General features: G+C 34.8%; 13 protein-coding genes, 3 tRNA genes and 1 pseudogene. 11 read left to right on the top strand and 6 right to left on the bottom strand.

What is annotated here, in order from left to right; genetic code table 11:
• The first annotated feature begins 167 nt into the window (after positions 1–167).
• The 4 genes and pseudogenes from EKL95_RS07885 (at position 168) to EKL95_RS07870 (ending at position 7,806) form a co-directional block, all read left to right on the top strand.
• Complete coding sequence (locus tag EKL95_RS07885; RefSeq protein ID WP_126563919.1) at positions 168–1,997, top strand: PAS domain-containing sensor histidine kinase; 1,830 nt, start codon at positions 168–170, stop codon at positions 1,995–1,997.
• Complete coding sequence (locus EKL95_RS07880) at positions 1,987–2,388, top strand: response regulator (protein ID WP_126460394.1); 402 nt, start codon at positions 1,987–1,989, stop codon at positions 2,386–2,388. The genes EKL95_RS07885 and EKL95_RS07880 overlap by 11 nt, the downstream gene beginning before the upstream one ends.
• Positions 2,389–2,453: 65 nt before the next feature.
• Positions 2,454–2,796: pseudogene (locus EKL95_RS07875) on the top strand (ATP-binding cassette domain-containing protein); the annotation flags it as partial.
• 72 nt (positions 2,797–2,868) lie between these two features.
• Positions 2,869–7,806, top strand: a complete 4,938-nt coding sequence (locus EKL95_RS07870) for a T9SS type B sorting domain-containing protein (protein ID WP_126563918.1) — start codon at positions 2,869–2,871, stop codon at positions 7,804–7,806.
• 350 nt (positions 7,807–8,156) lie between these two features.
• On the opposite strand, the gene typA is transcribed toward EKL95_RS07870, so the two are convergent.
• Positions 8,157–9,953 (bottom strand): translational GTPase TypA, encoded by a 1,797-nt coding sequence (typA, locus tag EKL95_RS07865; RefSeq protein ID WP_126456299.1) that lies wholly within the window; start codon positions 9,951–9,953, stop codon positions 8,157–8,159.
• Between the two features lie 172 nt (positions 9,954–10,125).
• Here typA and EKL95_RS07860 point away from each other — a divergent pair, with 172 nt between their 5' ends.
• On the top strand, positions 10,126–11,838 hold the full coding sequence (locus EKL95_RS07860; RefSeq protein WP_126554394.1) for a PAS domain S-box protein: 1,713 nt from the start codon (positions 10,126–10,128) through the stop codon (positions 11,836–11,838).
• A 1-nt stretch (position 11,839) separates the two neighbouring features.
• Positions 11,840–12,244: a response regulator gene (locus tag EKL95_RS07855; RefSeq protein ID WP_126460385.1), complete on the top strand. Its 405-nt coding sequence runs from the start codon at positions 11,840–11,842 to the stop codon at positions 12,242–12,244.
• Positions 12,245–12,314: 70 nt separating this feature from the next.
• Here EKL95_RS07855 and rpsT read toward each other — a convergent pair whose 3' ends face one another.
• From rpsT to proS, 5 genes are all read right to left on the bottom strand, one after another.
• Complete coding sequence (gene rpsT, locus EKL95_RS07850; protein WP_091166799.1) at positions 12,315–12,566, bottom strand: 30S ribosomal protein S20; 252 nt, start codon at positions 12,564–12,566, stop codon at positions 12,315–12,317.
• Positions 12,567–12,599: 33 nt separating this feature from the next.
• Positions 12,600–12,671, bottom strand: a tRNA-Glu gene (locus EKL95_RS07845).
• A 41-nt stretch (positions 12,672–12,712) separates the two neighbouring features.
• Positions 12,713–12,784 (bottom strand) — tRNA-Glu (locus EKL95_RS07840).
• Positions 12,785–12,830: 46 nt separating this feature from the next.
• Positions 12,831–12,902: transfer RNA gene (locus EKL95_RS07835), tRNA-Glu, on the bottom strand.
• A gap of 78 nt (positions 12,903–12,980) precedes the next feature.
• On the bottom strand, positions 12,981–14,459 hold the full coding sequence (gene proS, locus EKL95_RS07830; protein WP_126554393.1) for a proline--tRNA ligase: 1,479 nt from the start codon (positions 14,457–14,459) through the stop codon (positions 12,981–12,983).
• 100 nt (positions 14,460–14,559) lie between these two features.
• Between proS and EKL95_RS07825 the strand changes: the two genes are divergently transcribed.
• The 5 genes from EKL95_RS07825 (at position 14,560) to EKL95_RS07805 (ending at position 20,276) form a co-directional block, all read left to right on the top strand.
• Positions 14,560–15,612 carry a hypothetical protein gene (locus tag EKL95_RS07825; protein ID WP_126563917.1) on the top strand — a complete coding sequence of 351 codons (1,053 nt, stop codon included), beginning with the start codon at positions 14,560–14,562 and terminating at the stop codon, positions 15,610–15,612.
• 52 nt (positions 15,613–15,664) lie between these two features.
• Entirely contained in the window at positions 15,665–17,245 is a 1,581-nt protein-coding gene (locus EKL95_RS07820) for an OmpP1/FadL family transporter (RefSeq protein WP_126563916.1), read from the top strand.
• Positions 17,246–17,507: 262 nt separating this feature from the next.
• Entirely contained in the window at positions 17,508–18,821 is a 1,314-nt protein-coding gene (rimO, locus tag EKL95_RS07815) for a 30S ribosomal protein S12 methylthiotransferase RimO (RefSeq protein ID WP_126460374.1), read from the top strand.
• A 37-nt stretch (positions 18,822–18,858) separates the two neighbouring features.
• Positions 18,859–19,338 carry a hypothetical protein gene (locus EKL95_RS07810; protein ID WP_126460371.1) on the top strand — a complete coding sequence of 160 codons (480 nt, stop codon included), beginning with the start codon at positions 18,859–18,861 and terminating at the stop codon, positions 19,336–19,338.
• Between the two features lie 35 nt (positions 19,339–19,373).
• A complete protein-coding gene (locus tag EKL95_RS07805; RefSeq protein ID WP_126554391.1) occupies positions 19,374–20,276 on the top strand; it encodes an N-acetylmuramoyl-L-alanine amidase in 903 nt (300 codons plus the stop codon).
• The last annotated feature ends 221 nt before the right edge of the window (positions 20,277–20,497 follow it).

Here is a 20,497-nt window from a genome sequence, read left to right as displayed (position 1 = left end):
TATTTTAATAAATTCTCATTTTTTTTCATAAAATAAATACTGACTAGACAATAAAATAAGATATAAATAGCAAAACCATCATTTTATGTTAAAAATATTTGATACAAAAAAAAATAACCTTTATATTTGGTAGTCTCCAAGACTCTTTAACTATTTAAAACCTACTGATGAAGAACAAACTAGAACTTTATTTCAGGGCGGCTCAATCAGCTAAGATTGGAATATGGAAAATGGACCTGCAAACGAATCACATTTTTTGGGATGCGGTTACGAAATGTATTCTAGAAGTTCCTGAAAATTATGAACCCATAATTGGGAATGGAATTAATTTTTACACCATGGGTGAGAATAGAGACCGAATCAAAGTTCTTATTAATAGTGCAATAAACCACGGGATTCCATTTAGTGATAAATTTGAGATTACGACCGCAAAAAACAATATCAAATATGTAGAATGCATTTGTCAAGTCGATGTGATTGATGGAAAAGCAGTATCTCTACTAGGTACTTTTCAAGACATTACAAAGGAGCAAAATCTAATCAATGAACTTCAGCTCAGTGTTGAAAAATTCTCTTCTGTTTTTTCCAGTGCCAATGATGCCATCCTAATTATAGATACCTCTAATGGTATTATTACAGACTGTAATTCCAGATCCACCGAACTTACCGGATATTATGATTCGGAAATCAAAGGAATACACCATTCGAAACTGTTTCCTATGACATTTAGAAAAGAGCTTCGTTTTTTCTTGAAATACAATTTAACAAAGAATGAATATACTGTCAACGAAACATCCTTAAGGACCAAATCTGGAAAATCAATTGCTGTTGAAATTGCTTCAGGCAAAAAATTTATGGTGGACAACATTACCTATTTAGTCTGTTTTGTCAGAGATATCAGCGAAAGAAAAAATGTTGAAGCAAAAATGAGTTTGCTTTCCCTAGCAGCCTCCGAAACTACAGACACCATTGTAATTGCAAATCCTAACGGTGAAGCAGTATGGGCAAATCAGGCTTATTTAGACCTTACAGGGTTGAAAATGGAAGAAGTAATAGGCCAAAAACCCGGCTATGCCTCTAAAGGTCCAGAAACGGATGAACAAGCCTGCGAATTCCTGCGAAAGGCAATTCAGAATCAGGAAAGTATAAAAATCACCATTCTTAATTACACTAAAAACAAAGAAAAATATTGGTTTGAACTTAATATAACAACGGTATTTGACAGCCATAATACCTTTATTCATTTCATAGGCGTAGGTCGAAATGTAACCTCAAGAATTGAAAAAGAATTAGAGTTAAAAAAATTATTGGATATTACCAACAGTCAAAATAATAAATTATACAATTTCACGCATATTGTTTCCCACAACATCCGCTCCCACACCAGCAATCTATCTATGGTAATTGATGTGATAGATCATACCGATGATATTACTGAAAAACTATCTTATTTTGATTTATTCAAAGAAGGCACCCAGAAACTCTCTGAAACAATTGAATATTTGAATGAGATTATAACCATTCAGCAAAAAATAAATATTGAAAAGAAAGGAATTCGCTTAAGGCAAGAAATTGAAAAAACAAGAATGGCTTTGAGTCAGGCCATCAAAGAGAGTCAAATAGTAATTACTCACACCATTCCTGACCATTTGATTGTAAATGCTATCCCCGCTTATTTAGACAGCATATTACTTAACTTATTTACCAATGCAATTAAATATAAATCCCCCCATAGAACTGCAACTTTAGAAATTAGCTACGAAGCTAAAGACAATTACAGCATTATCAATTTCAAAGATAATGGTTTGGGATTAGATTTAGAAAAAAATGGTCACAAGCTTTTTGGTATGTACAAAACGTTTCACGGCAATGAAGACGCGAAAGGAATTGGATTATTCTTAACCAAAAACCAGCTGGAAGCCATGGGTGGAAAAATTGAAGTAGAAAGTGAAGTGGGGCAAGGTTCTAATTTTAAAATTTATTTATATGAAGAATAAATTAACATACATCATTGACGATGATAAATTAAATGTAAAATTGATGAGCATTCTCATTTCTAAAAATAAGTTTTGTGACGAAATTGAATCTTTTCATAATCCCCAATTAGCCTTAGATAAATTAAAACATTGTTTTGATACTAATGAAAACCTGCCGGACACTATTTTATTAGATTTAAATATGCCGGTCATGGATGGTTGGCAATTTTTAGATGAATTTTTGCTGATAGCCTTAGAAAAAAAAATTATAATTTTCATCATGACATCCTCAATTGACCCTAATGATATTGAAAAGACAAAAAAATACCGTGTAGTAAAAGACTATATCGACAAACCTATTACGGCACAAAAATTAGATTTATTACGTAAATTAATCGAAGAAATAAACTAATATGAATTTTAGAGTACCAAAATCATACCTTATTCGTCCTATATAAAATTATAAAGATGACCCCTTTGGAAACGATACTCTTTATTAAAAATCTCCACAAACGTTATGGCACACTTCAAGCTTTAAAAAACGTTTCTTTCGAAATACAAAAAGGTAATGTATACGGGATTCTAGGTCCTAACGGCAGCGGGAAATCAACTACTTTAGGAATTGCGCTGAATGTGGTCAATAAAACCTCCAGTGTATACCGCTTTTGGCGGGACAATGGAAACTCATGAAGCCTTGAAAAAAGTGGGTACCATTATTGAAAGACCTAACTTTTATCCCTACATGACGGCTAAGGAAAACTTAAAGTTGGTTTGCAAAATCAAAGGAATCCAATCTGCAAAAGTCAGTGAAAAGCTGGAATTTGATACTGGCAAAGTAATAAAAGGCGATTTTTCAGTAAGAAGATAATATAAATTTTGTTATTTTTAACACATGAAAAAAACTTTACTTATTTTCTTCACTTTTTTATCAATTGGCTGTTTCGCACAATTCAGTAAAACACATTATATTCCGCCTTTATCCGGCTCTGATCAAATAGCAGCCCAAGATCAATTTTTATATATTTCAACTCCAAGTAGTACGCCAGTAAAAGTAAAAATTAACGCTATTGGCGTTGGTATTACCGAAGTTACAGTCTCCAAAAGTGCACCCCGTGAGTACAATATAGGATTTGACACCAGCAGTCAATTGCATGTAGATCCAAGTTTACTAAACATCCCGTTAAATAATAAAGGATTTATTATTGAAGCTGAAAGCTTAATATATGTTGCTGCGAGGGTACTAGCGGGAGGATACAATCAGTCAGGGTCATTGGTTTCTAAAGGAATTTCTGCCATTGGTCAGGAATTTAGAGTTGGTGCTTTCGTGAACACTGCCACTACAAATAGTGCTACATTTAGATATACTTTCTTGTCTATATTAGCAACTGAGAACAATACTGTAGTTGATTTTAGCAGTATCAAACCAGGAGTAACTTTAGTTGGAAATATTGGAGTTGGAAACACTCCTCCAAGCGTAACATTAAACAGAGGTCAGAGTTATGTTTTAGCCACAGAAGACAACAGTATTGCCAACAAAGACGGATTAATTGGCGCATTAGTAAAATCGAATAAGCCAATTGTAATGAATTGTGGTTCTTATGGAGGCACAAATGGTAATATAAATGGAAATTTAGATTTGGGTTTTGATCAAATAGTTCCCGCAAATATTATCGGAAATGAATATATTTTTGTTCGTGGATTTGGTTCAAGTATTACAGAACGGCCCTTATTAGTTATTCATGAGGACAACACTAATGTCTATATTAATGGGAATACTACCCCATTTAATGCAACACCTTTAAATGCCGGACAATATATTATTCTGGATGGCAACGATTATTCTGCCAACGGAAGCTTGTATGTTAATACCTCCAAAAAAGTGTTTGCTTACCAAAGTGTTGGCGGTTTTAGTCAAGCAAATCAAGAAATGTTTTTTGTACCACCTTTAAACTGTTCAACACCAAATATTGTAGATAATATTCCATCAATTGAACGGATTGGGACAAGAACTTTTACAACAAATAGTGGTTTAAACATCGTCACTGAAAAAGGTGCAACAGTTGAAATTGCAATAAACGGTGTTAGGCAACCTATAGGCGTTAGCCCAAAGGACGTAATTGGAAACGTACTTTATGAAACCTATACTGTAACAGGCTTAACAGGTGATATTAGTGTGTTTTCAACTAAACAAGTTTATGTTTCTTACTTTGGTTCTAATAGCGCAGCAACTTATGGTGGGTACTATTCCGGCTTTGATACAAAACCTGAAATTGTAAGTGATAATATTGCAGTAACAAGCTCGAATTGTATTCCAAATGTTGTTCTAAAAGTAAGTTCTATTTCCTCTTATGATAGCTTTGAATGGTATTTTAATAACGAGGCTATACCCAATACGAACAGCAATTCTTATACGCCTACACAACCAGGTTATTATCAAGTTCGCGGAAGCATTTCAGGATGTAGTGCCCCTCCCGTTTTATCTGATTTAATTCCTGTTAGTACTTGCGAAACAGATGTAGATCTTGACACCGTAAATGACAATATCGATCTTGATAATGACAAAGACGGCATAACAAATTGCACTGAATCTTATGGAAATCAAGTTATAGACATCTCCAATCCTTCAAATGGAACTGTAACTGTTGGTCTTTACTCCAATTCATTTACTGGAACAATTACTACATCATCGGCTGCAATTACAACTCCTTTTATAGGAAGTTCTAATGGTAGTTTTATTACTGAGGTACCAGCAGGAAAAGGAAACTTTGTTAGTTATAAAATGACTTTTGCTCAGCCAATCAGTCTCGAAATGAAATATCCTATTACCGCAAATGCAACTGACTTGCTGAATGCTGATGCTGAATATATAGTAAATTCAGATGTAAACAAAACCATTACTGTACTTAATCCAAATGATCAATTGTTAATTGATACTAATTATGATGGCATCTATGAAAGTGGGGTAAAACAGCATTCTTCATTTGAAATCAGATTTAGATTAAACAGCATCACTCCATTGGCAGCAGGTACAGGCACATTTCAGTTTTTAACCTATTTATCGAACTCAATTAGTTTCACTCATAAAAATTTATCGGATACTAATTCCAATAAATCCACATTAACAGTAAACGCTGTTTGCGTTCCTAAATACTCCGATAATGACGGAATTGCGGATCAATTAGACAGTGATAGCGATAATGATGGAATTGCAGATACCATTGAAGCACAAATAAATGCTACTGTAGTACCAACAAATACCGATACCAATAAAAACGGAATTGATAATGCGTTTGAGCCAGGACTTACTCCTATTGATACCGATCTCGATAGTGTCGCTGATTATTTAGATTTAGACAGTGACAATGATGGGATTTTAGATTCAATAGAAACAGGTAATGACCTTGATTCAGATGGAATCAGAAATTATCGTGATTTAGATGCTGATGGTGATTTATGCAATGATGTCATCGAAGCCGGATTCTTAGACCCAAACAATGACGGAGTATTGGGCAATAATCCAGTTTCAGTAAATACAAATGGTCAAGTAATAAGCGGCTTAGGATATACTACACCAAATAGTAATTATACGACCGCTGCTCCTATAACTATAACAACACAACCAACAGTTTCGCCAACTTGTGAACTACAAAATGCAGTAATTACTCTAGCTGATAATGGCGGAAACACCTATCAATGGCAAGTATCCACTAATGGAACCATTTGGACTAATATTACTGATGACGCAACATATTCTGGAGTAACTACAAATTCATTGACTGTTACCAATGTAAAAACCACAATGAATGGATATAAATATCGTGTAAAATTAGATAAAATTGGAAACAGTTGTGGCTTACTTTCAAATGACACTACTTTAATTGTATATACGTTACCAACAGTAAATAATGCAACGATTATTCAATGTGACGATGATTTAGATGAGGTAACCACATTTACTCTAACGGTTAAAAATGATGAGATTTCAAGCAATTTTGCAAATGAAACCTTTTCTTACTACACTTCATTTTTAGGTGCTACAACGGCAAACGCTTCAGAGTTAATTAGTACGCCTAAGGCTTTTACGAATACAACACCTAGAATTATGAAAGTATATGCAAGAGTACTTAATTCTAATGGTTGTTTTAGTGTAGCTGAATTGACCCTAAAAGTTTTAGCAACACAAATTCCAAGTACATTCAAAAGAAAGTTCGTGCAATGTGATGATTTATTAGACATAAACGGCAATAACAATGCAAACAATGATAAAAGAGATGGTGTAAGTACTTTTGACTTTAGCAGTGCAGAAACAGATATAAAAAATTTATTACCCGCGGGAAATTATACAATAACATTTTATCGCAATCAATCCGATGCATTAGCAGAAATAAATGCAATCACCAATATATCTAATTACAGAAATATTGGTTACATAAACACTCAAGAAATTTGGGGACGCGTAGACAGTGATACAGATAACGCTTGTTATGGCTTGGGACCATACGTATCACTCACAGTTGAAAAACTTCCATTTGCCTACGCTGTGACTATCCCAAGACAATGTGATGACAACCAAGATGGAAAATATACTTTTAATACAGCTACATTAGAATCTGATTTAAAACAAGGACAAACTAATGTTACTGTTACTTATTTTGATCAAAACAACAATTCGATATCAAGCCCATTTCCTTCAACCTATACTACAGGCACACAAACGATAAAAGCAATTGTTACTAATAATTCAACTTTAAAATGTTTTGACGAAACTTTGATAACATTCACAGTGGATGATCTTCCAGAAGCTTTCCAAGTAACTGTAAATTTAACAACCGTATGTGATGATGAAATAGATCCTTTGTTACAAGATGGTAAGTTTGGTTTTAATACGAGTACTTTTCAGAATACGATTTTAGGAAATCAAACAGGAATGGTTGTCAAATATTTTGATGCAAATGGAGCTTCATTATCTAGTCCGTTGCCAAATCCTTTCATTAGCAGCACCCAAAACATTACAGCCGTTGTGGAGAATACTGCTAACTCAACCTGTAAAGCTTCAATTATTTTACCTTTCATTGTAAATAGTTTACCACCTATAAACTTAAATTCTGATGGATCAGAAAACGAATTGGTCTGTTCGAACCTTCCTACTTTTTTTGTAACACTAAATGCAGGGATTCAAGATGGATCCCCAACTACTGACTACACCTATAAATGGTTTAAAGATAACGTTCTTCTACCAAATGAGAACAACTACACGCTAGATGTAAATCAAGAAGGAAACTACACTGTAGAAGTAAGAATAGTTTCAGGATGTTCTAGAATTCGAACTATAAAAGTTACAGCTTCTGATATTGCTAGTATTACCAGCATTGATGTAATTGATTTAGCAGATACAAATACGGTAACCGTTAATGTATCCGGAAAAGGAATTTATGAATACAGTCTTGACGAACCATTTGGACCTTTTCAAGATTCAAATTTCTTTGATTATGTACCAGCTGGAATTCATGAAGTATACATCAATGACAAAAATGGTTGTGGAACAGTGAGCCAAAAAATAGCCTTAATTGGCGTACCTAAATTTTTCACTCCAAATGGAGACGGCCAAAATGATTATTGGAATGTAAAAGGAGTAAATGCTGATTTTAATGCAAATTCTACCATCTATATTTATGATAGATACGGCAAATTACTAAAACAAATTACAGCTTCCAGTCAAGGCTGGGACGGTACTTTTACAGGGCAGCCATTACCCTCTGATGATTATTGGTATACCATAAAATTAGCTGATGGAAGAGAAGCTAAAGGTCATTTTAGTTTGAAACGATAAAACAATTAATAGGGCATGCCACCATAAATAGAAAAGGCCTACTTATCATTATGCGGAATTAGCCCTTTCTATTTATGCTGTCGGGCTATCCGCGCTACTTCGGTAGCTTGCTGCTATCCCTCATGCAAATCCCGGATAATATTATTTATGAATATCAATTAATCTAAATTTTATGGTACAATACCGTCATAGTTAAAATGTGCCGCAAAAAAACAACTGACATTTATACCTCACAAGAGGCCATTAAAATTGTGTAGCAAACAGCGAATTAAAACCAATAAAAGGGATCTAAACACCAAAAAAAAGCCATTCGAATCAACGAATGGCTTTTCAGTTTTATAAAAATAAAATTAGATTTTAAATCTTTTTCTATCCGTTTCTGTCAAATATATTTTTCTCAAACGAATCGATTTTGGAGTTACCTCAACATATTCATCTTTTTGAATGTACTCTAAAGCTTCTTCAAGAGAGAAAATAACTGGAGGAATAATTCTAGCCTTATCATCATTTCCTGATGAACGAACGTTAGATTGTTTTTTCTCTTTAGTTACGTTGACACACATATCATCGCTACGGGAGTTTTCTCCAATTACTTGACCTTCGTAAATTTCATCATTAGGATTAACGAAGAATCTACCACGATCTTGCAATTTATCGATAGAGTAAGGAATCGCTTTTCCTTTTTCCATAGAAATCAATGACCCTTTGTTACGTCCAGAAATTTCTCCTTTGTAAGGCTCATATCCTATAAAACGGTGTGCCATAATAGCCTCACCAGCTGTAGCAGTAAGCAATAGGTTACGCAATCCAATGATTCCACGAGACGGGATATTGAATTTTATGATCATACGCTCCCCTTTAGTTTCCATACTCAACATTTCTCCTTTACGGAAAGAAACAAACTCTACCGCTCTTCCAGACAAATTCTCTGGTAAGTCGATTGTCAATTCCTCAATTGGCTCACATTTTTTACCGTCAATTTCTTTGATGATAACTTGTGGTTGCCCAATTTGTAACTCATACCCTTCTCTTCTCATTGTTTCAATAAGAACAGACAAGTGAAGTACTCCACGACCAAAAACCATGAACTTATCCGCTGAATCAGTTTCACCCAATTTCATCGCTAAGTTTTTTTCCAATTCTTTATTCAACCTGTCTCTGATATGACGAGAAGTTACAAACTTACCTTCTTTCCCAAAGAAAGGAGAGTCATTGATGGTAAATAACATACTCATCGTTGGCTCATCAATAGTAATTGTTTGTAAGGCTTCCGGATTTTCAAAATCAGCGATAGTATCCCCAATTTCAAAACCTTCAACTCCAATAATTGCACAAATATCTCCAGCAATTACTTCTTGCACTTTTTTACGACCTAATCCTTCAAAAGTATGTAATTCTTTAATACGTGATTTCATGATTACACCATCTCTTTTGCACAAAGAAATCTGCATTCCTTCTTTCAAAACACCTCTTTCTAAACGACCAATAGCGATACGACCTGTAAAAGCAGAGAAGTCTAATGAAGTAATCAACATTTGAGGAGTTCCTTCTGATACTTTAGGAGCCGGTACATTAGCAATAACCATATCTAATAATGCTTCCACATTATCAGTTACGTTTTCCCAATGATCAGACATCCAATTGTTCTTAGCTGATCCGTAAACTGTTGGAAAATCCAACTGCCACTCTTCTGCTCCTAATTCGAACATTAAGTCAAAAACTTTTTCATGCACTTCTTCAGGAGTACAGTTTTCTTTATCTACTTTATTAATAACAACGCATGGTTTCAAACCAAGGTCTAGTGCTTTCTGTAATACAAAACGAGTTTGTGGCATAGGCCCTTCAAATGCATCTACTAGTAGACAAACACCATCAGCCATATTCAATACACGCTCTACCTCTCCACCAAAATCGGCGTGACCAGGAGTATCAATAATGTTGATTTTTGTTCCTTTGTATACTACAGAAACATTCTTTGAAGTAATGGTAATACCTCTTTCACGCTCTAAGTCGTTGTTGTCAAGGATTAAGTCACCTGTATTTTCGTTATCGCGAAATAACTGACAGTGATACATAATTTTATCAACCAAAGTTGTTTTACCGTGATCGACGTGGGCAATAATTGCAATGTTTCTAATAGATTCCATCTGTGATTTTTAATGGGTGCAAAGGTACACTTTATTTTGATATAAAAAATATTTATGTAATAGTTTACATATTCTTAACGCATTAGACACAGAAATAGGTCTTTAAAAAAATCACGAAAAATAAGTTATTATGTTGTTTAATAATTCACAAATAATTATTTATATTTGAGTAATGAAAAGTAAAACCAATCAAATAATTATCATTTACATTGTAATTTCAATGTTTGTAGCAACCATTAGTCATAAATTATTACAACCTTTTATTTCTGATTCAAACCACCAATTTTACACTTTCACAAAAGACATCTTATTCATATTTTTAACCGGAATAATTTTCAAACTCATTTTATCAAAAAATGACACTCGAAACATATCCATTTTTGAAAAGCTGAAAAACACAAATGATGAAATAAAGGAATCGAATGAACAATACCATATTGTAGCAAAAGCGACAAGTGATACTATTTGGGATTGGAAAATACAAGAAGACAGCTTTTCTTGGAACAAAGGTATTGAAACTGTTTTTGGTTATAAAGAATACGAAGTTGGTAATAGTTCAAAATGGTGGTTTGATAAAATTCACCCCGAGGACAGTATTAAAATGTCTGTCAAACTCTACTCTTTTATCGAACAAAAAACCGAAAACTGGCAAGATCAATACCGTTTTAAATGCGCTAACGATTCCTATAAGTATGTTCTTGACAGAGGTTTTCTCTTGAAAGATGAAAATGGGAAAGCCGTTAGAATGATTGGAGCCATTCAAGACATCACAAAACAAAAAGAAGAAGAACAAAGACTAAAATTGCTAGAGACTGTTATTATTCAATCAAAAGATTCCATCATCATCACCGAAGCCAATTCGATCGACGGAAATATCCCAAATATCACCTACGTAAACCCGGCTTTTTCAATCATGTCAGGATACAATTCCGAAGAAAGTATAGGAAAATCTCCAGAACTTTTTAATAGTCCCAATTCAGATTACGAGGAATTAAAAAAACTGATAGCCGCTATACAAAATAAAGAAGAGTGCATTATTGAAACCATCAGCTATACAAAAAACAAAAAAGAATACTGGGTACGCTTCTCCATGATACCAATATACAATACTGATAACGAACTTTCACATTGGATCTCCATCCAGAGAGACATCACTGATGAAAAAAAACAAGAAAAGGAAAAAGAACAGCTTATTCGAGAGCTAACACAAAACAACAAAGATCTAAAACAGTTTTCGTACATTACTTCACACAACCTTAGGGCTCCATTATCAAATTTGACAGGACTTTTGAACTTAATCGAAGACATTCCTATTGATAATCCAGAGTTAAAAGAAATTTTATATGGCTTCAATAAATCTACGCATTTATTAAACGAAACCATTAATGACTTAGTCAAAGTAATCATTATCAAAGACAATCCATCAATCAAAAAAGAAGCAGTACTTCTTCAAGATATTTTTGAAAATGTGTTCAATCAACTCAACTTTCAAATTGAATTATACAAACCCATTATAAAAATTAATTTTGAAAAAGTTTCAATTATCAACATCAATAAAGCGTATATAGAAAGCATTTTACTAAACCTATTAACCAACGCTATAAAATACAAATCCGAAAATAGAAAACTAAAAATAACAATCACAACTAGCGAAATTGACGACACAATTGTATTAATTTTCAAAGACAACGGAATAGGCATCGATCTGGAAAGAAACAGAGATAAAGTTTTTGGCCTTTACCAGAGATTTCATAATTATCCGGACAGCAAAGGATTAGGGCTCTATTTAGTAAAATCTCAAGTTGAAACTATGGGAGGAACAATTAATATTGAAAGTGAAGTCAATAAAGGAACTATATTTACATTAACTTTTAAAAATAAATAATATGTTAGATACAATTTTATGTGTTGATGATGACCCAATAACACTTATGCTATGCAAAAAAGTAATCAACAAATCATCCTTTTCTAACGAAATAATTACTTCTCAAAATGGCGAAGAAGCGCTGAAATACTTCAATACTATCAGACAAAATAATGATGACAAACACCACCATCCGCAATTAATTTTTTTGGATCTAAATATGCCCGTAATGGGAGGATGGGAATTTCTGGATTATTTTAACAGCCCGGAGTTTTCAGATTTTAGTGCTATTAAGGTAATTGTACTTTCTTCTACAATTGATCCGGAAGACTTAGAAAAAGCAAAAAAATACCCCATGGTAATTGACTTTTTATCAAAACCAATAACCCTATCTATGCTTGAATATTTAAAGAATAAGATTAGCTAATATTACCCATAAAAAAAACTCCCATCCTAAGAATGAGAGCTTTTTATTTATATAAAATAAATTGTTTTAATTACAATTTAGCAACAAGCTTCGTTAATTTAGATTTTAAATTAGACGCTTTGTTATCATGAATGATATTCTTTTTAGCTAATTTATCAATCATAGAAATCACGTTTGATAATTTAGAAGTAGCATCTACTTTATCAGTCGCTATTCTTAATGCTTTTATAGCATTACGAGTAGTTTTATGTTGGTATCTATTTAATACTCTTCTCTTTTCGTTACTTCTAATTCTTTTTAGAGCTGATTTATGATTTGCCATTTTATTATGTTTTTATCTTTTACTATATTTTTGTAGTCCGTAAGGGAATCGAACCCCTGTTACCAAGACGAAATCTTGGCGTCCTAACCCCTAGACGAACGGACCATTATCCCCTAAGTTTTATCAATTAATCAAAATTGAATTTGTAGCCCGTAGCGGAATCGAACCGCTCTTACATGGATGAAAACCATGCGTCCTAACCGATAGACGAACGGGCCATTTTCCCTCTGAGTTCGGGATCACTTTAACCTGCAAAAAAAATAGTAGCCCGTAGCGGAATCGAACCGCTCTTACATGGATGAAAACCATGCGTCCTAACCGATAGACGAACGGGCCCTGCTTCTCTAATGCGGATGCAAAAATACAACTATTTTTGAAACGTACAATAGTACATGCAAAAAAAATTATTTTTTTTTAATATGCCTTCGCAAACAGTACTCGGCCTACTGAGTTTTCACCAGTAAAAACGCAGCTTCCCGCTTCTTCTATTCGGTCTAAAGGGATGCATCTGATGGTTGCTTTCGTTAAGTCTTTAATCTTTTCCTCAGTTGCTGCAGTTCCATCCCAATGTGCTGATACAAAACCTCCTTTCGCATCTAAAACCGCTTTGAACTCTTCAAAACTGTTTACCTCAGTAACATGTGTATTTCTATATTGCAATGCTTTTTCAAATAATTCTTTTTGAATTTGCGCTAGTAAATCGTTGATATACGTTTCAATTCCATCTTTAGAAACGACTTCTTTAGTCAATGTATCTCTTCTTGCAACCTCAAAAGTTCCATTTTCTAAATCTTTTGGACCTACAGCAATCCTAACCGGCACCCCTTTTAATTCCCATTCTGCAAATTTAAAACCAGGCTTTTGAGTGGTTCTGTTATCATATTTGACAGCGATTTGTAATTTTCGCAAAGCCACAGTCAAAACAGTTACTGCTTCAGTTATTGCCGCTAATTGTTCCTCTGTTTTATAAATAGGAACAATCACGACCTGAATAGGCGCTAAACTAGGAGGCAATACCAGGCCTTGGTCGTCTGAATGCGTCATCACTAATGCCCCCATCAAACGAGTAGAAACACCCCACGAAGTTCCCCAAACATACTCTTGCTTTCCTTCGGCTGTAGCAAATTTGACATCAAATGCTTTAGCAAAGTTTTGCCCTAAAAAATGTGAAGTCCCCGCTTGTAATGCTTTACCATCCTGCATCAACGCTTCGATACAATAGGTTTCTTCTGCTCCGGCAAAACGCTCGGTTTCAGTTTTTATTCCTTTTATAACTGGAATTGCCATAAAATTCTCGGCAAAATCAGCATACACATGCATCATTTTTTCTGATTCTTCTACCGCTTCTGTTTTAGTAGCGTGAGCGGTATGCCCTTCTTGCCATAAAAATTCTGCGGTACGCAAAAACAATCTCGTTCTCATTTCCCAGCGCACCACATTTGCCCATTGGTTAATCAGTAATGGCAAATCTCTATACGATTGTACCCATCCTTTATAAGTAGACCAAATAATAGCTTCACTTGTAGGACGTACAATTAATTCTTCTTCTAATTTTGCATTGGGATCCACCATTAGTTTACCAGGTCTGTCAGGATCGTTTTTTAATCGATAATGGGTAACAATAGCACATTCCTTAGCAAAACCTTCTGCATTTTTTTCTTCGGCTTCAAACATGCTTTTAGGAACAAATAGAGGGAAATATGCATTTTGATGTCCGGTTTCTTTAAACATTCGATCCAACTCCGCTTGCATTTTTTCCCAAATTGCATATCCGTAAGGCTTGATAACCATACACCCCCTCACCCCTGAATTTTCGGCTAAATCGGCTTTGACAACCAACTCGTTATACCATTTTGAATAATCTTCCGCTCTTGTAGTTAAGTTCTTACCCATGTTTTATATTTTGGCACAAATTTTGTTTAATATTTATTTAACTAATAATTACGCAAAACTAACTATTTTTGTATTGTCCAACAATAAAAACTCCACATATATGAAAACTACCCCTTTTTCCGCCCCGAACACATCAATATATTATACGATTAGTTTTTTAACACTATTGTTGGCCTCTTGCAGCTCTTATCAAAACAGTTCGTACTATGATTCTGACGGAATATATGGTAACACTTCCTATAAAATTACTGAACGAGAACCACAAAATGATCCAAATAACCAATATACTGCGTATTTCAATTCACTTCAAAACAACTACCAATCCAATGAAATTTTTACAGATGTAGATACTTACAGTGATTATGATTTAGAAAATGACACTCTTCAGGAAAACTACACTACTTATCCTGGATGGGGAGGTAATGCGCAATCCGTAAATGTCTATGACAACGGATGGGGTATGAATAACTGGTACGGAAACAATTGGGGTATGAACAATTGGGGCATGAATAACTGGTACGGAAACAACTGGGGATTTAACGGTGGTTTTGGATGGGGAATGAACATGGGATTTGGGTGGAATAACTGGTATGGCAACAATTGGGGATGGAACAACTGGTATGGAAACAATTGGGGATGGAACAATTGGTACGGTAACGGCTGGGGAAACTATGGAGATGGTCAAAACAATGTCAATTATTCTTCTAATGCAGGCCGAAGAGGGTCTTCGTATTCCAATTCAAATACGATAAACAACACCAATCAAACAAGCAGAGAATATTCCAGAAACCAAACCAATACCACTATTGGCAGACGAACTAATAACGCCAACTTTAGAAACAACACCACTGATTTGCGACGAAACGCAACGAATAGCATCAACCGAACAAGTCCTACATTCTCTAGGAATCAAGGTCAACCACAAAACAGTTCGTACAATACTCCCAGAAGAAGATCCGATATAAACAATGTGCGCAATCAAAACAATGCGCCTTCACGATCTTTCACACCAACAAGAAATGACAACAACAGCCCGTCGTCTTATAGCCCTAGTTCAAACATGTCCAGATCTAATAATTCAGGTGGCGGAAGATCTGGTGGTAGTGGTGGTGGTAGATCATCTGGCGATGGTGGAAGAGGTGGAAGAGGATAAAAAATAGTGCGGAACCATCCTTTTTGATAAAAATTAAATATCCCAACAAAAAATGAAAAAACACCTATATTTATTACTCGCTGGCTTATCGTTTACCGTAGCCCAATCACAAGAAATTTCTGATGCACTTCGGTATTCACAGGACAATTTAAATGGAACAGCCCGTTTCAGAGCCATGAGCGGTGCTTTTGGAGCGCTTGGGGGCGACCTGTCATCTATCAATGTAAACCCTGCTGGTTCAGCGGTGTTTACCAATAATCAAATGGCTGTTACATTGACAAACTTCGATACTAAAAACAATTCAAATTACTTTGGCGGGACAGCAACAGAGAAAGAAAACTCTTTTGATTTGAATCAAGCAGGAATTGTATTTGTTTTTAATACCAGAAACCCAAACAGCAAGTGGAGAAAAATTTCCTTAGCCATAAATTATGAAAACGCCAATAATTTTGATAATGGGCTGTTTTCCGCAGGAACCAATCCAAACAATTCTATAGCTAATTATTTTTTGAGTTATGCCAATAATGGGAACGGTGGTGCTCCAGTTCCTCAAGATTTTGTAAACACAAATCCGGGAGAATCTATATCCCAATTGTATTCTTTCTTGGGTAGCAATCTTCCAAATGGTCAATATCCTAATTTAAGTGGCTTCGCAGCTCAGCAAGCTTTTTTGGGGTATCAAGGTTATGTTTTAAATGCCGCAGACGAGTCCAATAACAACTCTACTTTTTTATCCAACGTTCCTGCTGGAGGAAATTATTATCAAGAAAATTCCGTTTACAGTACGGGATACAACGGAAAATTATCCTTTAATGCAGCAACCTCTTATAATGACCAATTCTATTTTGGACTAAATTTAAATTCTCACTTTACTGATTTCAATAAATCGTCTAGCTTTTACGAAGACAATAGCAACCCATTAGGCACTAATGATCAAATCACAAGAGTACAATTTGACAATGATCTTTATACTTACGGATCGGGATTTTCATTTCAAGTAGGTGCTATTGCAAAAATTACTAACGAAATTCGAGTAGGTATGGTCTATGAATCTTCTACATGGTATACTTTGAACGACGAGCTTTCACAAAAGTTAATTACGGTAAGCGGCAATTCAACCGGTGAATTACCGCAAGATGTGGTAGACCCGCAAGTGGTTAATGTTTACGAGCCCTATAAATTGCAAACGCCAAGTAAGTTGACCGGGAGTTTTGCCTACGTATTTGGAAAATCTGGATTAATCAGTATCGATTACGCTTTTAAAGATTACAGCGACACCAAATTTAAACCTGAAAACGATCCCTTATTCAGAACCTTAAATAATGACATGAATGAATTGCTCAACGTTACCGGAGAGTTAAGAATAGGTGCCGAATATAAAATTAAGGCATTAAGTCTAAGAGCAGGATACCGGCACGAACAAAGTCCGTATAAAAATGCCGTAACCGTGGGTGATTTAACTGGGTATTCCGCAGGTTTAGGATATAATTTTGGATCTACCAAACTGGATTTAGCCTATTCCTATGCCAAAAGAAATTCCCAACAAGGTTTTTTTAACCAAGGATTCACTGATGGAGCAAGTATAGATGCTATTAACAACAATGTTTCTTTGACACTATTGTTTGAGTTGTAACGTCCTGAAAAATGAATTAGAAAAATCCGTTTCGTGATTGTGAAACGGATTTTTTTTAGCCCTGATGGCAGTGAAAATCCTCCCGATTATTTTCGGGAGATTACTTCCTCTAGTAGTCATTTTTATAGGAGTTCAGTGAACTTTGTTTGTAGCGTACAGCAGGAATAGCTCCTTAAAAAGTGTAAAAGAAACAGAAACAAGTTCCGTTTGAATAAAAAAGTGTAATTTTGCAAAATTCCCAAATTATCGGGATTCTAATGTTATGAGAACGAAGTCTTTAAAAAAGAATAAAATAAACGTGATCACTCTTGGGTGTTCAAAAAATGTATATGATAGTGAAGTGCTTATGGGTCAGCTACGCGCAAGCGGCAAAGACGTTACGCATGAAGCTCCGGAAGCCGAAGAGGGAAATATCATTGTAATAAATACCTGCGGATTTATTGATAATGCCAAGGCCGAATCTGTCAACATGATTCTGGAATATGCGGACAAAAAAGAAAGAGGATTAGTTGATAAAGTATTTGTTACTGGATGTCTGTCCGAGCGTTACCGACCTGATTTAGAAAAAGAGATTCCAAATGTGGATCAATTTTTTGGAACTACAGAGCTACCACAATTATTAAAAGCCTTGGGAGCGGACTACAAGCACGAGTTGCTTGGAGAACGACTGACTACAACTCCAAAAAATTATGCCTATCTAAAAATTTCCGAAGGTTGTGACAGACCATGCAGTTTTTGTGCAATACCCTTAATGCGAGGAAAAAACGTTTCACAAACAATTGAAAAACTGGTAAAAGAATCCGAAGGTCTAGCAAAAAATGGCGTTAAAGAATTGATCTTGATTGCTCAGGATTTGACGTATTACGGATTAGATATCTACAAAAAAAGAGCGCTTGGAGAACTACTGGAAGCTTTAGTTAAAGTAGAAGGAATTGAGTGGATTCGTTTGCATTATGCTTTTCCAACCGGTTTTCCTATGGATGTACTGGAAATCATGAAACGCGAACCTAAGATTTGTAATTACATTGATATTCCGTTGCAACACATTTCAGATTCAATTTTGAAATCCATGCGTCGCGGAACAACGCAAGCAAAAACAACAAAATTATTAAAAGAGTTTCGCGAAGCAGTACCTGGAATTGCAATACGCACCACTTTGATCGTAGGATACCCCGGAGAAACACAAGAAGATTTCAATATATTGAAAGACTGGGTTCAGGAAATGAAATTTGATAGAATGGGCTGTTTTGCTTATTCTCATGAAGAAAACACACATGCCTATTTACTGGAAGATGATGTTCCAGATACTGTAAAACAAGAGCGCGCCAATGAGATTATGGAGTTACAATCACAAATTTCATGGGATTTAAATCAGGAAAAAGTAGGTCAAACGTTCCGATGCATCATCGACAGAAAAGAAGGTGGCCATTTTGTAGGCCGAACTGAGTTTGACAGTCCAGACGTAGACAATGAGGTTTTAATAGATGCATCAAAACATTATGTAAAAACAGGAGAGTTTGTGATGATCAAAATTATCGAAGCAACGGAATTTGATTTGTACGGAGAACCGGTATAATTTTTTAAACGATTTTTTAATATTTTAAATGCTACACATGAAAACAATTCAATCAGTACTAGTGATCACATTTGTATTATTATCAGTCCACACCATTTCAGCACAATACGGAAACGGCGGTTATAATAATGGATATGGAAACGGGAACGGTTACGGAGGAAATCGTAGGATGAATAGCGGAATGGATCAAACCAGAACTCCTGAAAAACCTAAGGAAATTCCTGTTGAAGTTTCAGTTGCTAAAATAATGGAAACTATAAAACCGGAACTTAATCTGGATGAACTCCAAGTGGTAGCAATGTCTAATATCTTCATTGAAAGCTTCAGAACTCAAGGAATGCTTCTAAAGGCAGAAACCAGTCAGGAAGATAAAATTAAAAACATCGAGGCACTATCTGAAGTTACCGATAGAAAATTAATGGCATTATTAAATGAAGATCAGAAGGAAAAATTCATTATTTTAAAAAAAGAGCAGAAAAATCCAAAAAAATCAAAGTCTAAAAAGAAATCGAAATAATCGTTTTTTTATTTCATTATAAAACTCAAATCCTAATGAGAAATATTTTTTATACCCTATTTTTCGCCCTTGCTATTGCTGCTTGCTCCACAAATCCATACAAGAAAACTGAAAAGGTATATGACACCAAACTCAAAACATTAAAAAAAACGATTTCTAATAAGGATCCTAAACCCCTTCCGGTTGTTCCTCCGGTTGAATTAAACAGAGATACATTATACACGCAGCAATTACATACCTATAAGGATACTATTTTCAAAATGGGATCTACGTTTTTGGAGAATGGAATCAATACAAAATGGATTGGTACCGTCAATTTTAATTTACGCAAGCCTAATTTCATCATTATTCATCATACAGCGCAAGATTCATTGCAACAAACCATAAATACATTTACAAAAACAGAAACTCAGGTAAGTTCCCATTATGTAATTTCAGATGATGGTAAAGTCGTGCAAATGCTGAATGACTACCTAAGAGCCTGGCATGCCGGAAATGGTTCTTGGGGAAAAAATACGGATATTAATTCAGCTTCTATAGGAATTGAACTCGACAATAACGGATCCGAAGTGTTTTCAGAATCACAAATCAATAGCTTATTAGCCCTTCTAACTAAGTTAAAAAAAGATTATAACATTCCTGCTCAAAACATTTTAGGTCATGCGGATATTGCCCCAACCAGAAAAAAAGATCCCAGCGCCTTATTTCCTTGGAAAATTTTAGCCGAAAAAGGTTTTGGAATTTGGCCTGATGAATTTCTACAAACAGCTCCTTTTGATTTTAATGTCGATCAGGGATTACGAATTATTGGGTATGACACTAAAAACATATCTGCTGCTATTATTGCTTTTAAACTTCATTATATTCAAGATGAAGTTACTGATGTTTTAGATGAGAAAACAAGAAATACCATTTATTCTATTTACAAACAACAATAGCAAAAGCCCCTAAAACAATCCTAAACGGTTTTTTGAATTTTCAAAGAGCCGTTTTTTGTGTCCAAAATTGAATAATTAATATTTCTCCAAACCACTGCCGAAATTATTAATGAGTACTGAAGTAAAACCAAAATCGGCATTAGTTTTTAGTCATACATTGGCACTCGTTGGGTGCAATTGTTCAAAACGTCAGTCCGAGTGTTTTTTGTGGAGTAAAACGG

It is taken from the genome of Flavobacterium sp. LB2P53 (genome assembly GCF_003970305.1).
Classification (GTDB): domain Bacteria; phylum Bacteroidota; class Bacteroidia; order Flavobacteriales; family Flavobacteriaceae; genus Flavobacterium.
The sequence above is the reverse complement of the archived record's forward strand: the minus strand, read 5'-3'. Positions and strand labels throughout refer to the sequence as shown.

What these genes read in the sequence shown, in the direction of transcription:
- EKL95_RS07885 (WP_126563919.1), top strand. Translation starts at nt 168, where the DNA reads ATGAAGAACAAACTAGAACTTTATTTCAGGGCGGCTCAATCAGCTAAG.
- EKL95_RS07880 (WP_126460394.1), top strand. Translation starts at nt 1,987, where the DNA reads ATGAAGAATAAATTAACATACATCATTGACGATGATAAATTAAATGTA.
- EKL95_RS07870 (WP_126563918.1), top strand. Translation starts at nt 2,869, where the DNA reads ATGAAAAAAACTTTACTTATTTTCTTCACTTTTTTATCAATTGGCTGT.
- typA (WP_126456299.1), bottom strand. Translation starts at nt 9,953, where the DNA reads ATGGAATCTATTAGAAACATTGCAATTATTGCCCACGTCGATCACGGT.
- EKL95_RS07860 (WP_126554394.1), top strand. Translation starts at nt 10,126, where the DNA reads ATGAAAAGTAAAACCAATCAAATAATTATCATTTACATTGTAATTTCA.
- EKL95_RS07855 (WP_126460385.1), top strand. Translation starts at nt 11,840, where the DNA reads ATGTTAGATACAATTTTATGTGTTGATGATGACCCAATAACACTTATG.
- rpsT (WP_091166799.1), bottom strand. Translation starts at nt 12,566, where the DNA reads ATGGCAAATCATAAATCAGCTCTAAAAAGAATTAGAAGTAACGAAAAG.
- proS (WP_126554393.1), bottom strand. Translation starts at nt 14,459, where the DNA reads ATGGGTAAGAACTTAACTACAAGAGCGGAAGATTATTCAAAATGGTAT.
- EKL95_RS07825 (WP_126563917.1), top strand. Translation starts at nt 14,560, where the DNA reads ATGAAAACTACCCCTTTTTCCGCCCCGAACACATCAATATATTATACG.
- EKL95_RS07820 (WP_126563916.1), top strand. Translation starts at nt 15,665, where the DNA reads ATGAAAAAACACCTATATTTATTACTCGCTGGCTTATCGTTTACCGTA.
- rimO (WP_126460374.1), top strand. Translation starts at nt 17,508, where the DNA reads ATGAGAACGAAGTCTTTAAAAAAGAATAAAATAAACGTGATCACTCTT.
- EKL95_RS07810 (WP_126460371.1), top strand. Translation starts at nt 18,859, where the DNA reads ATGAAAACAATTCAATCAGTACTAGTGATCACATTTGTATTATTATCA.
- EKL95_RS07805 (WP_126554391.1), top strand. Translation starts at nt 19,374, where the DNA reads ATGAGAAATATTTTTTATACCCTATTTTTCGCCCTTGCTATTGCTGCT.